Origin of the sequence: Nocardia sp. NPDC004168 (assembly GCF_040610355.1) — a bacterium.
GTDB classification, from domain to species: Bacteria; Actinomycetota; Actinomycetes; order Mycobacteriales; family Mycobacteriaceae; genus Nocardia; species Nocardia sichangensis.
The window spans coordinates 150,617-166,372 of the sequence record NZ_JBEXME010000007.1 but is presented as its reverse complement, the minus strand read 5'-3'; the positions used below and the strand labels follow the sequence as shown (position 1 = coordinate 166,372).

Below are 15,756 nucleotides of genomic sequence, written 5' to 3'. Positions count from 1 at the left end.
TGACCCAACAGAGACAGCACCGCGACCGACGGGCGGTCAGTGCTGTTCATCGCGGCTCGCAAACGACCTTCACCGCGTTCGAACGACGATCAAAGGCACCTCCACCGAGTGCAGCAGGGTGTTGCTCGTCGAGCCCAGCAGCATGCTGGCGAACCCTCCTCTGCCGTGACTGCCGACCACAACCAACTGTGCGTTCGCCGACTCGTCCAGCAACGATCGTCCCGGCCGGCCCGCCGTGACGACGCGACGTACCGCGACGTCCGGGTAGCGATCGGCCCAACCGGCCAGACTCTCGGCCAGCACCGCCTCCGCCGACTCGCGCGCGCCGTCCCAGCCGCGGACCGGCGCGTCCGGACCGCTGGTGTCGCTCCACGCGTGCAGCGCGACCACGTCGACCTTTCGGCGTGACGCCTCCTCGAACGCCAGTTCGACGGCGGCCACACTGTTGTCGGTCCCATCGACGCCCACCAGCACGGGCTGCCGGGCCGACACGGCGTCGATCGCCGCGATGCCATGGATCACCGCGACCGGGCACCGCGCGTGATGGGTGGCCGCGGTGCTCACCGAGCCGAGCAGCCCCCGCTGGAACGCACCCATCCCGCGGCTGCCCACCACCAGCATCCACGCTCGCGCGGACCTTTCGATGAGCATGGGAATGATCAGTTCGAAAGTCACCTCGGTGGTGATGGCGGGTTCGGCGCCCGGCACTGCCGTGCGCGCCACCCGCGCCGCCTCCGTGAGGATGCGCTCGCCGTCGTCGCGCAACCACTCCAGATCGGCTTCTCCGAGCGACATCTCGGGGCCGAAACCGGTCTGGATCGCCATCGAAGTGACGATGTGCAGCGAGCGGTGATGCAGCGCGGCTTCGACCGCCGCCCAAGCGACCGCCTGGTACGAGCTGGCCGAGCCGTCGACGGCCGCCAAGACGGGAAAGTCGAGATTCGTTTCGCGCGAGGCGCTTTCGGTAGTCATGAAGATTCCCTCCGTCGAGAGCGGCGCCGCAGGCGTCCCCTCGGCCGTCCGCGCCGCCGCTGCCATCGGCATCGAGCATCTCGCGTCCCCCACGAAGGCGGCAGAGACGAAGGTCATTCACCGGATGGGCCGTCGGACCTCTGCCGAAGGCTGCTTCTACGATTCGTCGGTCTCGGCCGGGTCATTCCGGCTCCGCGCGGCCGGCCGCAGTGGCAACCTGCCGGTGGCGAACAGCGGCGCGATGGCGAGCAGGGCAGTCACGGCCAACGCCACCCGCAAGGCTTCCAGCCGCGCCTCGGTGTTGACGGTTATGACGGCGTCCGCGGTGGACTGCTGCACTCCGGCGGCATGGAGGGCATCCTCGAGTTGGGTGTTGGACAGGAACGGCACGCCGCCCGCGAGTTCGGTGGTCGCCCGCTGCTGCACCGACGCGGGAACCGCGGGATCGCTTTCGATGCCCGCGACGACCGACGAGGTCAGGGTCGCGATCAGCACCGAGCCGATCAAGGCGGTGCCGAGCGATGCGCCGAGATTGGTCACGGTGTTCTGCAGCCCGCCGACCGCGCCGCTCTGCGCATCGGGCACCGACGAGACGGTGACAGCCCCCAACTGCGAGGCCAGAGCGCCCAGTCCCAGTCCCATCAGCAGCATCGGAATCGAGACCACCCCGGCGTTCGCTCCGGGGTCCATCCCGGCGACCAGAATCAGGATGCCGGTGATCATCGAGCCCAGCCCCAGCCGTACCACCCGCCGCGGGTTCGCCCGCGGCCGGAACTTCGGAATCGCCGTCGCCGCCAGAACCAGCGCCACCGACAGCGGCAGGATCCGCACGCCCGTTTCCACGGCGCTGAGTTCGAGCACCACCGACAGGAACAGCGGAACCGCGAAGAACACCCCCGCCTGCACCGTGAACTGAGCGAAGAACATGCTCAGGCCGCCGGTGAGCTGCCGATTACGCAGCAATCCCGGATCGACGAGCGGCTCCCGGCCCGTGTCGACCAGATGGGTCTGCCACCGCAGGAAGAGGTACGAGACCAGCAGTCCGGCGATCAGCAGCCAGATGACCGGGGAGAGCCCGAGCACGGCGGGACCGCCCGGCTTCACCCGCACCCAGCCCCACGTGCTCGACCGCAGGACGCCGAAGACGACCATGCCGAGACCGGCCACCGACAGCAGCGAGCCCACCAGATCGAGCCGTACCTGCTCCGCGGGGGCGTCCTCGATCCTGCGGAGCACCAGCAGGATCAGTACGACGATGACGACCTCGCCGAAGAACACGTACCGCCAGGACGCGTATGTCGTCACCGCGCCGCCGAGCAGCGGCCCCACCGCGACCGCCATCGCGCCGGCCGCCGCCACCAATCCATAGGCCGCCGCGCGGCGTTCCGGCGCGAAGTTCGCCGCGACCAGGGACACGATCGCGGGCATGATCAGAGCCGCTCCGATCCCCTCGAGCAGCGACCAACCCAACAGCAGAACCGGCAGATTCGGCGCCAGGCCGGTGGTGCAGGAACCGGCGCCGTAGATCACCAGCCCGAGGCCGAACGCCCGGCGACGGCCCAGGATGGAGCCCACCTTCCCGCCGGTCAGCATCAGCGTCGCCATCACCAACGTGTAGAGGGTGATCGCGGTTTGGATTCCGGTGATCGTCGTACCGACGTCCTGGGCCACGGTCGCCATCGACACGTTCATCACCGAGCTGTCGAGCGTCATCAGGAATTGGCCCGCGGCCAGTACACCCAGTACCAGAACGGAGTTCGGCCTGGCCTGCGATACCGAAGAACTCTCGATGCTCATGTCTCGGTTCCGTCCCGGTCTCGGCCGAGAGCCGGGGCCCGAGCCACTCGGCTACGGCGGCGGTCGCCGTGCCGGAACCGAGCAGCGCCCTGGCGTCGGCGATCTGTCGGCGGGCGACTTGCCGGGCCACCTGCCTGGTGTTCTGGTCCGGTGGCCGAATCGACCACGCGCCCCCGCCGTCGGACGACCGCCGACGGTCGGAAGGGAACGCCGCAACATCCACCTCATTTGATCACAGACGTCCACCGCGGACCCGCAATTGCTCGCGGTGACCGGCTTCGGGTCACCGACCCGTTGCGCTTCGCTACGGCGACCTATCCCTGCTCGCCGAGCAGTCTGACACCCGTCACGATCGTGGGTTCGATAGCGATGACGGTGTCCATGAGCCCATCGGCCCACGGGCGCAGCAGCCGCGTATAGCGCGCGATCCGTTCGGGGTCGGTGACCGTACGCGCGAGACCGGTCACGACGACCGACCAGCCCACATGGCTCACCGCGTCGATGTCGTCGGCCTCGTACGCCACGACGACGGACGGATCGGCACGAACGGTGTCGGTGAGCCGTGAGGTGACCCGGGTACGCACGATGACCACACCGCCGTCGACGAAATGGTTGACCGGGCGAATCGCGGGCAGTGCGTCGCGAGTGAACACCACGCGTCCGTAGGCGACGCCGGCCAGCAGCCGCAGCGCCTCCTCGCGGTCGATCTCGACCATCGTGCGGCCCGCTACGCCGCGGTCAGCGACACGGCCGTTCGAGGCGATCATGATCTCGGGCCGGGGCACATCGCGCGTGCATCCACCTGGCAACAACCTCGCTCTCCGGTCTTCACTCGACACCACGGCTTCCCATATCATCACCGAGTCCTACTGCCGGACAGGGCAGAAAGTCCCCGATCCGTCCTCTTCGCGCAGCCGGTCCCGGCGGCTCGGGCCGCACCGCCGTGAAGGCGCGTCACGGTCGGATCTCCTCGGGCCGGGACGCTCGCCGGATCCCGGCCCGCTCCCGCAGCCGCCGGATCTCCCGCTCGATGCCTTCGGCGAGCACGGCGATATCGGGAGCGGTGTCATAGTCTCCGGTGATGCCGAAGGTCAGGTGGCCCGCATAACTGAGGACCGCGACCGCCGTGCGCAACCGCATGGCGATCGGCATGGCAGGCAGAAGTTCCGACACCACACGCCCGCGCACGGTCAGCTGTTCACGCGGGCCGGGCACATTCGTCACCAGCGCCCCCACGGTTCGTTGCGGAAACCGTGCCAGCAGACGAAGACTCCACGCCAGGGGCGCGAACGGCAGCAAGCCCGCCAGCGCGAGCACCGATTTCTCCGCCTGCGCTTCGCCTCCCGACTTGTGCCGGTTCATCCGTTCCCGGATCGCCCTCAGCCGCTCCACCGGGTCGGCGACCTCGATCGGCAGGAACGGCAGCACCGCCGAAACTCGGTTGTCCAGTGTGTATTTCGCTTGTTCGGAGCGCATGGAGATCGGGACGAGAATACGCAGTTTGTCCGGAGACGGCCGTTCGTCGCGGCCGACCAACAGTTCACGATAAGCGGCGGCGACCGCGGCCAGGACGACATCGTTGACCGTGACGCCGAACACCGCGCCGATCTCATGGACATCCGACAGGGCGGCCCGGGCCACGACATACCGGCGCTGGCGTCCGATGGGGCCGTTCAGCGAGCACTCGGTGGCCGGCGAGACGACGGCGGACAGCAGCGGCGCCAGACCGCGCGTCATGGCGACCACCGACCGCGGCACGACGACGGGTAGCCGCGACAGTTCTCGAACCAGATCCGGCCGGCGCACCTCGGTACGGTTCGGTGGCTCGGTCACCGGATCGTTCGGCTCCTCGGCCACGGCATCGCAGAAACTTCGGAACACCGAGATGCCGGATACGCCGTCCACCAGACTGTGATGCGCTTTGACCAGCAGTGCCCAGCGGTCCGCCGCGAGGTGTTCGACGACGACGCACTGCCACAGCGGATGGTCGCGATCGAGTCGCTCCTCGAGTTCCGTCGCCACCAATTCGCACAACGCGCCCTCGTCACCCGGCGCGGGCAGTGCGGTCCACCGAATATGGTGTGCGAGATCGAAATTGGGGTCGTCCTCCCACACCGGCGTGGCCAGGTCGAGCGGCGCCCGCCGCACCTTCTGGCGCAAGCGCGCGTTCCGCTGCACGCCCTTGGCGACTACGCCGCTCAGCTCGGACCTGCTCGGTGGGGCACCGGAGATGATCGCCACCGCGCCGATGCCGAGACTGATATGCCGGTCGGAGTCCTCCAGTTCCATGAAGCCGGAATCGAGGGGTCGTAGTTCTGTCATGGGGATGCTCATTCGAGTCGCTTCGTCTCTCCAGCATCGCGCGAAGCGTCGGTTCAGATGATGGCCGAAGGTCACCGAACGCAGGGCACTCCGGCCACGGCGCGCCCGTCGCCGGACCGGGACTCGGCCGTCGGCAGGCTTGGAAGCAACCCTCGACTCGGCGGCGTCACCAGGGGAAGAATCGGCGTATGCGAACCGTACTCATTCTCGGTGCGGGGTTCGGAGGGCTGGAGCTGGCCACCCGTCTGTCGGGTTCGCCGGCCGACGAACTCCGTGTCGTCATCATCGACCGAAACGACTCCTTCACCTTCGGCTTCGCCAAACTGGACATTCTGTTCCGTGACCTGCCCCCGGAGACAGCGCGGGTGCCGTATTCCCGCTTCACCCATCCGCGCGTCGAATTCCGGCAGGAGGAGGTCACCGAGATCGACCCGAGAGCACGCCGCGTCCGCACCGACCAGGCGGTGTACGACCCCGACATCCTCGTCGTCGCGCTGGGCGCCGACTACGATCCCGGCGCCACCCCCGGCTTCGTCGAGGACGGCTACGAGTACTACTCGATCGACGGCGCCCGTCGATTGCGCGAACGCCTGGCGGGTTTCGACGGCGGAGCCGTCGTCCTCGCGGTGCTGAGCGTCCCGTTCAAGTGCCCGCCCGCGCCCTACGAAGGCGCGATGCTCCTGCACGAAGCGCTCACCAGGCGCGGAATCCGGAACCGCACCCACATGCAGTTCTTCACCCCCATGGACGCACCGATTCCGGTGTCCGCGCAAACCTCCGCCGCCATCGTCGAAGCGCTGGCGCGGCGTGGCATCGCCTATTCGCCGGGGCGCCGGGTGCACGCGCTCGACCCGGACCGCCACATCGCGGTCACCAGGACCGGCGAGGTGCCCTACGACCTGTTCATCGGAATCCCGAAGCACCGGGTTCCCGCGGTCGTCGAGGTGTCGGGGCTCACCGAGGGTGGGACCGACGGCTGGATCGCCGTGGACCCGCACACCCTCGAGACGCCGTATCCGGGCGTCTACGCCCTCGGCGACTGCGCCGACGCGCCGGTTCCGCGGGCGGGCGTGTTCGCCGAGGACGCCGCCCGCACGGTCGCCGCGGGCATCGAGGCCGGGTTCGGCGGCTCGGCGCCGCAGGAACAGTATCGCGGGCGGGGCACCTGCCATATCGAGTTCGGAGGCGGGCTGGTCGGCAAGGTCGAGGCCGATTTCCTCTCCGGTCCCGCGCCGGTCGCACCGTTCAGCGTGCCCTCGGTGGAACTCGCACGGGAGAAGGCCGCCGCCGCCGAGGCCCGGCTGCACCGCTGGTTCACCGGCTGACCGAGTCCTCACCGCCCGGCTCGCCCGCTCGCCACGCGCGGGTCAGCACCGCGGCGATCTCGGCCAGGCCGGACGCGACGGTCATTCGCCAGTGCGTCGTCGACACGGGATGGTTGTGCACGCGGCCGTCGACGACCTCGCTCCAGATCGACGCGCCGACACAGCCGGTCGGATCGTCGAGCGCGGCGGTGAAATAGAGGACATCGCCCCGGTACACCGGCGGGACGTAGGCGCCGCGCAGCGCGACCGAGTGCACCGCCGCGTCCAGGATCCGGGTGACGCGGTCGGAGCCGAACGACGCGAACGGCTCCGGAAGTTCGGTCATCTTCTGCGGCAGCGCGACCCAGTCCACCTCCGCGACATTGCCGAGGTCGCCCGCCTGCTCACCCAGCAGGCCGCCGATCAACTCGGCCACCGGGACCTGGCCCGCGTCACCCGGCGGCGTGCCGGGCGGATCCGCCATGTAGCTGTCCATCACCGCGAGCAGCGCGACTCGCTCGCCTTCGCGTTGCAGCTGGACCGCCATCTCGTGCGCGATGACGCCGCCGAAGGACCAGCCGAGCAGATGGTAAGGACCGGTCGGTTGTTTCGCGCGGATCAGCTCGAGGTAGCGGCGGGCCCATTCCTCGATCGAATCCGGCATCACCTCATCGCCGGCCAGCACGGGCGTTTGCAGGCCGTAGAGCGGCCGTTCCGGGTCGAGGTAGGCGGCGAGGCCCGCATACGACCAGGAGATGCCCGACACGGGATGCACACAGAACAGCGGCGCGGCCGAACCGCCGGGACGCAGCGGCAGCAGCATGTCGAAGGCCGCCTCGGTCTGGACTTCGCCGCTCGACCGGCGGGCCAGGTCGGCGACCAGTTCCGCGGGTGTGGGCGCGGTGAACACCCGCATCACCGGAATCCGGGTGCCCAGCGCGGACGACAGCCGCAGAGTCAGCTTCGCGGCGAGCAGTGAGTTGCCGCCGTGCTCGAAGAAGTTGTCGTCCATGCCGAAGCGCTCGGCGCCGAGCACCGCGGCGAAGGCGGCCGCGACGGTCGCCTCCACGGGAGTGACAGCAGCGCGGAACTCGCGCGCGCGGAACGCCGGCGCGGGCAACGCCCGCTTGTCGAGCTTGCCGTTGGGGGTCAACGGGATGGCGTCGATCACCACGATCGCGGCGGGCACCATGTAGCCGGTCAGGTGTTCGGCCACCTGTTCGCGCAACTCGGCCGGGTCCGGCCGCGCCCCCGGTTCGGGCAGGACATAACCCACGAGCTGGTCACCGAGCGTCGGATCGGTCCGGACCAGCGCGACGGCCTGACGCACGCCGGAACACCGCACCAGCGCCGATTCGATCTCCCCGAGTTCGATCCGGAACCCGCGCAACTGCACCTGCTGGTCGCCGCGACCGGAGTAGGCGAGGCCGGCGTCGCCGCCGAACCGGTTCCAGCGCGCGAGGTCACCCGAGCGGTACATCCGCGATCCCGGCGGCCCGAAGGGATTCGCGACGAACCGCGTCGCGGTGAGCCCGGGCCGCCCCACGTAGCCGCGGGAGAGCTGACCGCCCGCGACATAGATCTCACCGGGCGTACCGACCGGCGCCGGTCGCAGACGAATGTCCAGCACGTGCGTGTCCAGCCCGGGCAGCGCTCGTCCGATCAGGCTGGCCGGGCTTTCCATCAGCTCCGCGCCGACGTCCAGGAAGGAGACGTGCACGGTGGTCTCCGTGATGCCGTACATGTTGACCAGTCGCGGCGATTCCCCCGGACGACGCTCACGCCAGCGTCGCAGGTGCCGCAGATCCAGCGCCTCACCGCCGAAGATCACATACCGCAGCGCGAATTCGCCGGACGCGGCCGAGACGTCCCGATCGGCTTCGACCAGTTGACAGAATGCCGACGGCGTCTGGTTCAGCACCGTCACCTGCTCGCGAATCAGCAGCTCGCGGAACAATTCCGGTGAGCGCGAGGTCGCGTAGTCGACCACGACGACGGTGCCGCCGGTCACGAGCGCGCACCACAGCTCCCACACCGAGAAGTCGAACGCGAAGGAGTGGAACAGCGTCCAGACGTCGTGCTCGCCGAATTCGAACAGCGGCCGCGCCTCGGTGAACAGTCGCACCGCATTGCGATGCGTCACGCCGACACCCTTCGGCACGCCCGTCGAACCCGACGTGTAGATGACGTAGGCGAGATTGTCCGGCAGCAGCGGCGACGCCCGGTCGGCGTCGGTGATCGGATCGTCGGCGAACTCCGCCGTCTGCTCCAGCAACACGGTGGGCAGGTCGGTGTCCGGGATGGCGGAGCGCTCGGCGGCGGTGGTCAGCACGCACACCGGTGCCGCGTCGGCGAGCACGAACGCCAGCCGCTGCGCCGGATAGCCGAGGTCGATCGGCAGGTACGCGGCACCGGCGGCCAGCACTCCGAGCAACGCGACCGGTAGGTCCTCGGTGCGCGGGACCGCCACGGCGACCAGGGTTTCCGGGCCCGCTCCGGCGGCGATCAGCGCGCGGGCGATTCGATTCGCGCGCTTGTACAACGCGCCGAAACTCAGTGTGGCGGCACCGAACCGGACGGCCTCCGCCTCCGGCCTGCGCCGTGCCTGCTCGCCGATCAGCTCGGGCAGGGTCGCCACCGGTTCGGTCCCGGCCCGCGCCTCGTGCGCGACCGCCGGGCAGTGTTCGCTCTCGTCGAGGATGTCGATGTCCCACACCCGCGCCGAGGGATCTTCGGCGACCGCGGACACGATGCGCTCGAACCGGCGCGCGAAGGCGCGAACGGTCGATTCGTCGAACAGGTCCGTGGCGTAGGTGAAGGTCACCGCCGATTCCGTCCGGCCGTCGCCGCACGCCCGCGGCTCGACGACCACTTGCACATCGAATTTGGCCGTGATCTCGCCGTTGTCGACGGCGGTGACCGTCAGATCCGGCAACTCCAGGGTGGGCTGCTCGAGGTTCTGGAACGACAGCATCACCGGAAACAGCGAGGTGCGCGCTCCGCTGCGCGCGGGATCGGCCTCCTCGACCACTCGCTCGAAAGGAACATCCGCGTTGGCGAAGGCCGAGACGGCGACTTCACGGGAGCGCTGGACGAGATCGTGGAACCGCACGTCGGGGTCGACGTCGACGCGCAACGCCAGCGTGTTGACGAACATCCCGACCAAGTCGTCCAGCGCATGTTCGCCCCGCCCGGCCACCGGGGTCCCGATGACGACGTCCGTGGCGCCGCAGAGGCGTCCGATCAGCGTGGCGAGGGCCGCGTGCACCACCATGAACAGCGTCGCGTTGTGCTCGCGCGCGATGCCGGTCAGCCGCTCGTGTACCCGCGCCGGGATCGTGCAGCCGGTCGACGCGCCGCGCGTCGAGGCTGTCGAGGAGCGCGGGCGATCGGCTGGCAGTTCCAGCGGTCCGGTGAGCCCGGACAGCTGCCCGCGCCAATACGACAGCTGTTGCGCCGCAACGGAATCCTCGTCGTCCTCGGATCCGATCGTGCCGTGCTGCCAGATCGCGTAATCGGCGTACTGCACCGGCAGGGGCGACCAGTCCGGCGCGCCGCCGCCGAGCCTGGCCACGTAGGCGGTCACCAGGTCGCGGGCCAGCGGCGCGAGCGACGACCCGTCCGCCGAGATGTGGTGGGTCACGATGACGAGCAGATGATCTGGGCCCGAGGTGAACAGCCGCAGGCGCACGGGCGCGTCCGTGGTCACGTCGAAGCCCGCGGACATCAGCGCGTCCACCATGGCCGCGGCGTCCGTGGCACCGTGCTCGATCACGATGCCGTCGGGAAGGACCGCATCGGTCGGAAGGATCTCCTGATACGGCTGCCCGTCGGCATCGACCGGGTAGCGGGTGCGCAGCACCTCGTGCCGTTCGATCACGTCGGCGAGCGCCTGGCGCAGCGCGGGCAGATCGAGAGTGCCGGTCAGCCGGACGGCGAAGGGCATGTTGTAGGCGGGCGAGTCCGGCGCGAGGCGGTTGAGCAACCACATCCGCTGCTGCGCCGGCGACAGCGGGATGCGATCCGGTCGTCGCACTCGCGCCAAGGGCGCGCGAGCCACGCCCGCCCCACCGGCGACCACCCGCGCGGCGAGTGCCCACACCGCGGGCGCCTCGAACAGATCCCGCACGGTGACCCGCGATCCGAGCGCCTCGTTAACCCGTGCGACGGCCCGGGTGGCGAGCAGCGAATTGCCGCCGAGCGCGAAGAAGTCGTCGTCGATGCCCGCTCGCTCGACGCCGAGCAGTTCGGCGAACACCTGCGCGACGGCCTGTTCGGCGGGGTTGCGCGGCGCTCGGAACGCCGTGGTCTCGATGGCGGGCTCGGGCAGCGCTGTGCGATCGAGTTTCCCGCTCGCGTTCAGCGGCAGCGCTGCCAGCTCCACCAGCGCGGACGGGATCATGTACGCGGGCAGGACCGCCGACATCCCGGCAACGAGTTCGCCATGATCGATGACCTGCCCCGGACGCGCGACGACATAGGCCGCCAGCCGATCTCCCGACGGCGATGCCGCCACCGCCGCGACCGCTTGGCTCACCGACGGCTGCGCGAGCAGCGCCGTCTCGATCTCACCGAGTTCGATGCGCTGGCCGCGGAATTTCACCTGGAAGTCGGTGCGCCCGAGGTATTCCAGGCGTTGCGGCTCGTCCGCGCGAGGCGCACGCCAGACCGCCAGGTCGCCGGTGCGGTACATCCTGGTTCCGCGGCCGAACGGGTTGGCGACGAAACGGTCCGCGGTCAGCGCCGCTTGCCGCACGTATCCGCGGGCCAGCTGTTCGCCGGCCAGGTACAGCTCGCCCGGTACCCCGGCCGGAACCGGCCGCAGGCGCGAATCCAGCACGTATACCTGGGTATTCCACTGCGGCTGCCCGATCGGCACCGTCACATCGTCGCCCGTTCCGGCGGGCCGGTACGTCACCGAGACCGCCGCCTCGGTGGGTCCGTACAGGTTGTGCACCTGTGCGCCGGACACCGCGCGGACCGCGCGCACGGTCTCCGGCGGCAGAGCTTCCCCGATGACGAACAGATCCCGCAGTGTCGCGAGACTTTCCGCCGTCGCATGGGCGGCGAACTCGGTCAACATGGAGGGCACGAAATCGGTGACCGTCACACGGTGCGCGGCGACGGCCGCGGCGAGGTAGGCGGCGTCACGGTGCCCGTCGTGGTCGGCGAGCACGAGTTTCGCGCCCGCGCGCAACGGCATCAGGTAGCCCCACAAGGAGACGTCGAAGGTCGCCGCGGTCTTCTGCAGGTATACGTCCTGCGGGCCCATGGGGTACTGGGCGAGCATCCACTCGATCTGGTTGTCGATCGCGGCGTGCGAGACCGCCACACCCTTCGGACGCCCGGTCGAACCGGACGTGAAGATCACATAGGCGGGGTGCTGCGGCAGCACCGCCCGCCTCAGTTCGTCGGAACGAATCGCAGCTCCCGAGCGCTGGTCCGCGCCGAGGGCGTCCAGGGACAGGACGGCGACATGATCGGGTACCGGGATCGCGTCGGCGGAAGTGGTGAGCACGCAGACCGGTTTCGCGACCTCGAGCACGTGCGCGATCCGCTCGGCGGGGTGATCGGGGTCGAGCGGTACGTACGCCCCACCGGCGGTGAGGATCGCGTACATGCCGACCACGAGATCCACCGACCGCCGGACCGCGAGCGCCACAAGGGTTTCCGCGCCGACGCCGTGATCGGCGAGTACCCGGGCGAGCCGGTTGACCCGCTCGTCGAACTCGCGGTAGGTGAACTGCGTATCCGCGTGGACCACCGCTATCTCGTCCGGGTGCCGGGCTACCGCACGCCGGTACCCGTCGAGCACCAGCCCCGCCGCGATCGGGTGCCGGGTGTCGTTCCACCCGGTCAGGATCGCGGCGCGCTCCGCGGAATCGAGCAAGTCGATCTCCCCGACCGCCCGATCCGCCGAATCCGCGACGGCCGCGAGGATCACGCACAGCCGCCGGGCGAATCCCGCCACCGTGGCCTCGTCGAACAGGTCGGTGGAATAGGTGAACGCGGCCGAGATGCCCAGCGGCGTCCGCTCGTCCTCGTGCGGCACCATGGTCAGCTCGAGGTCGAATTTCGCCAGCGGCAGCGCGAAGTCCACCGCGGAAACCCGCAGCCCGGGCAGTTCCAGTGTCGTCGGCGCGAAGTTCTGGAAGGTCAGCATGGTCTGGAACAGCGGGTGATGCGCGCTCGACCGCACCGGGTCGAGCTCCTCCACCAGGCGTTCGAACGGCACGTCGGCGTGGCCGAAGGCCTCGATGTCCCGCCTGCGCACCTGCTCGAGCAGCTCGGTGAAGCTGTGGCCGGGGTCGATCTCGGTACGCAGCGCGAGGGTGTTGACGAACATGCCGATCAGGCCGTCCACCGTGGCCTCGCCACGACCGGCCACCGGCGCGCCGACGGTGATGTCGCGGGTGTTCGACAGCCGGGCCAGCAAGACCGTGTACGCGGCGTGCGCGACCATGAACAACGTCGCGTCGTGGCGGTGTGCCAGCCGGTCCAGTGCGGCGTGCACCGCCGCGTCGATCTTGAATTCGTGGGTGGCGCCGCGACCGGAGAACACCGCGGGGCGCGGCCGGTCGGCGGGTAGGTCCAGCCGTTCCGGCAGGTCCGCCAGCCGCTGCCGCCAGAAACCGAGCTGGCGGGCGAGCGTCGAGTCCGGATCGCTCTCGGCGCCGAGCATCTCGCGCTGCCACAACGTGTAGTCCGCGTACTGCAAGGGCAACGGCTGCCAAGCGGGAGCGTGGCCCTCGGTCCTGGCCGAGTACGCGCTCATCAGATCGGCGGTCAGCGGGCCCATCGAGGAGCCGTCGGCGGCGATGTGGTGGACCACGCCGACCAGCACGTGCTCGGACTCGCTCGAACGCAGCAGACGCAACCGGAGCGGCGGCGCGGCCGTGACATCGAAGCCCTCGACCACCGCGGCCACCGTGTGCTCGAGGACCTCGGCTTCGGCGACGTCGAGCACCGGCAGCTCGGGCACCGCGCCCGGCTCCGACAGCGCGTGCACCCGCTGGCTGCCCGTCCCGTCGCGCTCCGGATAGCTGGTCCGCAGCACCTCGTGCCGCTCGACCAGATCTCGGATCGCCGCCCGCAGCGCGTCCACGTCCAGCTGTCCGCTCAACCGCACCGCCAGTGGGATGTTGTTGCTCGCCGCGGCCGGGTCGAACCGATTGAGGAACCACATCCGGCGCTGTGCGTACGACAGCGGCACCCGGTCCGGTCGCGCCATCGGTCGCGGCGCCGGGTGGGTGACTCGAGCCAGTTCGTTCAGGCGTTCGGCCAGTTTCGCCACCACCGAGGCCTCGAACAACAGCGCGACCGGAACGCGGACGCCCAGCGTGGTACCGAGCCGCGCCGCGGCCTGCGTCGCGATCAGCGAATTGCCGCCCAGTTCGAAGAAGTCGTCGTTGGCACCGACCCGGGCGGTTTCGGAGTCGCCCGGCGGGAGGAGCAGCGCGGCGAAGACGTCGGCGACCACATGCTCGGTCGGCGTGGCGGGCGCACGGAACTGCCTGGTGTTGAGCACCGGCTCCGGCAGCGCGGCGCGATCCAGCTTGCCGACCGGTGTCAGCGGGAGTTCGTCGAGCACCGTGATCGCGGCCGGAATCATGTATGCCGGAAGGGTTTTCGCCAGGAGATCGGCCAATTCGGCGGTGTCGAGCGCCACCCGGACGCTGCCGTCCGGGCCGGTCGCCGCTCGTGGCAGCACGTAGGAGACCAGCGCGGTGGCGCCGGACGGCAGTGTCGTGCCGAGTGTCGCGGCGTAGTCGACGTCGGGGTGGGCGGTCAGCGCGTTGTCGATCTCGCCGAGTTCGATCCGCAGCCCTCGGATCTTGACCTGGAAGTCCACCCGCCCGTGGTGTTCGAGGTGTCCCGCCGAGTCGCGCCGCACCAGATCGCCGGTGCGATACATGCGAGAGCCAGGTACCGCCGCGAACGGGTTGGCGACGAATCGGTCCGCGGTCATCCCGGGGCGTCCGAGGTACCCCTGCGCCAGCGCCGGTCCGGACAGATACAGCTCGCCGATCACGCCGGTGGGCACCATCCGCAGCCGCGCGTCCAGCACGTGGACGCCCAGCCCCGGGACCGGAGTGCCGATATGGGTCGCGCCGCCCGCACACAGCGCCTCGGTGCCGGTGGCGAAGATGGTGGTCTCGGTGGGGCCGTAGACGATATAGAAGGACCGGGCGCCGGTCGCCCACCGTGCGGCCAGCTCGGGGCCCACACGCTCCCCGCCGCACAGGATGGCCCTGAGGTCGTCGAGCCCGGCCGGCTCGATGGATTCCAGGGCTCCCGGGGTGATGCACAGATGCGTGACCCGCTCGCGCCGCAGCAGATCGGCCAGTTCGGCGCCGCCGAACACCGTGGGCGGCGCCACGACCAGCGTCGCGCCCGCCGAGAAGGCGAGCAGCATCTCGATCACCGAGAAGTCGAAGCTCGGCGTGCACAGATGCGAGACGCGCGATGCCCGGCTCACCGCCCGGGCGGCGATCTCGTGCTCGACCAGGCCCGCGAGACCGGCATGGGTGACCGCGACGCCTTTCGGCTTGCCCGTCGAGCCGGAGGTGTAGATCAGGTAGGCGAGGTGCTGTTCGGTGAGGGGACGAAGCCGGTCCAGGTAGCAGATCGAATGGCCGGGCGCGGCGGCGACCTTCTCCCGGTGCGCTTCGGAATCGAGTTCGATCCACGTCATGCCGGGCGCGACGAGTGCCGCGCGATGCGCCGATGTGGTGAGGCCGACGACGGCGCCACAGTCGGCGATCATGTGTGCGATTCGATCCGCCGGATAGGAGGGATCGACGGGCACGTAGGTGGCACCGGTCTTCGCGACCGCCCACACCGCGAGCACCGACTCGATCGAGCGGGTGACGGCCACCGCGACGAAGTCTCCCGGCCCTACGCCGAACCCGATCAGGTAGCGGGCCCATCGCGACGACATCTCGTCCAATTCCCGGTAGCTGAGCTCACGCTGGTCCGCGGGATCGCCGGTGGGATTGTACCGGAGGGCCGCCGAGTCGAACGCCGTGTCGACCGCGGCCGTGAGCAGTTGCGGGAACAGAAGATTGCGTGCTCGTGAATGCTGGGTGCGACGTGCGGAACGGCGTGTCGGGGTCATGCGGCGGCGAGTTCACTCTCTGGTCGATCATCGTCCGCTCCGGCTATGGAGCCAGAAGCGGTGCCTCAAATGCGTGAACCATGACCCGAGCGTGCAGAACGGACCTTAGCGAACACCGATCGGATCGGCGCGCCGAGGTTGGTAAAGGTCCTAGGATTACCCGCACCCGCATTGGGCTATGACATGGTGTGATGTGAAAAACATTCGTTTGGGCACCACCCATCAGCACTATTCATTGTGCTG

Annotated in this window: 6 protein-coding genes; 1 reads left to right on the top strand and 5 read right to left on the bottom strand. The window is 69.6% G+C overall.

Going from position 1 to position 15,756, the window contains the following annotated elements; translation table 11 throughout:
- Window positions 1-69 precede the first annotated feature (69 nt).
- From ABZW96_RS16395 to ABZW96_RS16380, 4 genes are all read right to left on the bottom strand, one after another.
- Window positions 70-972, bottom strand: a complete 903-nt coding sequence (locus ABZW96_RS16395; RefSeq protein WP_355075335.1) for a universal stress protein — start codon at window positions 970-972, stop codon at window positions 70-72.
- Between the two features lie 156 nt (window positions 973-1,128).
- Window positions 1,129-2,769: an MFS transporter gene (locus ABZW96_RS16390; RefSeq protein ID WP_355075333.1), complete on the bottom strand. Its 1,641-nt coding sequence runs from the start codon at window positions 2,767-2,769 to the stop codon at window positions 1,129-1,131.
- A 314-nt stretch (window positions 2,770-3,083) separates the two neighbouring features.
- Window positions 3,084-3,536: a pyridoxamine 5'-phosphate oxidase family protein gene (locus ABZW96_RS16385; protein WP_355075549.1), complete on the bottom strand. Its 453-nt coding sequence runs from the start codon at window positions 3,534-3,536 to the stop codon at window positions 3,084-3,086.
- Window positions 3,537-3,723: 187 nt separating this feature from the next.
- On the bottom strand, window positions 3,724-5,091 hold the full coding sequence (locus ABZW96_RS16380; protein ID WP_355075331.1) for a wax ester/triacylglycerol synthase family O-acyltransferase: 1,368 nt from the start codon (window positions 5,089-5,091) through the stop codon (window positions 3,724-3,726).
- A 188-nt stretch (window positions 5,092-5,279) separates the two neighbouring features.
- Between ABZW96_RS16380 and ABZW96_RS16375 the strand changes: the two genes are divergently transcribed.
- Window positions 5,280-6,416 (top strand): FAD-dependent oxidoreductase, encoded by a 1,137-nt coding sequence (locus ABZW96_RS16375; protein WP_355075329.1) that lies wholly within the window; start codon window positions 5,280-5,282, stop codon window positions 6,414-6,416.
- On the opposite strand, the gene ABZW96_RS16370 is transcribed toward ABZW96_RS16375, so the two are convergent.
- Window positions 6,406-15,513: an amino acid adenylation domain-containing protein gene (locus tag ABZW96_RS16370; protein ID WP_355075328.1), complete on the bottom strand. Its 9,108-nt coding sequence runs from the start codon at window positions 15,511-15,513 to the stop codon at window positions 6,406-6,408. The two genes, ABZW96_RS16375 and ABZW96_RS16370, sit on opposite strands and share 11 nt — an antisense overlap.
- Window positions 15,514-15,756: the final 243 nt, after the last annotated feature.

Excerpts from the sequence above, each read along its gene's own strand:
- ABZW96_RS16395 (WP_355075335.1), bottom strand. The coding sequence starts at position 972 with ATGACTACCGAAAGCGCCTCGCGCGAAACGAATCTCGACTTTCCCGTC.
- ABZW96_RS16390 (WP_355075333.1), bottom strand. The coding sequence starts at position 2,769 with ATGAGCATCGAGAGTTCTTCGGTATCGCAGGCCAGGCCGAACTCCGTT.
- ABZW96_RS16385 (WP_355075549.1), bottom strand. The coding sequence starts at position 3,536 with ATGATCGCCTCGAACGGCCGTGTCGCTGACCGCGGCGTAGCGGGCCGC.
- ABZW96_RS16380 (WP_355075331.1), bottom strand. The coding sequence starts at position 5,091 with ATGACAGAACTACGACCCCTCGATTCCGGCTTCATGGAACTGGAGGAC.
- ABZW96_RS16375 (WP_355075329.1), top strand. The coding sequence starts at position 5,280 with ATGCGAACCGTACTCATTCTCGGTGCGGGGTTCGGAGGGCTGGAGCTG.
- ABZW96_RS16370 (WP_355075328.1), bottom strand. The coding sequence starts at position 15,513 with ATGACCCCGACACGCCGTTCCGCACGTCGCACCCAGCATTCACGAGCA.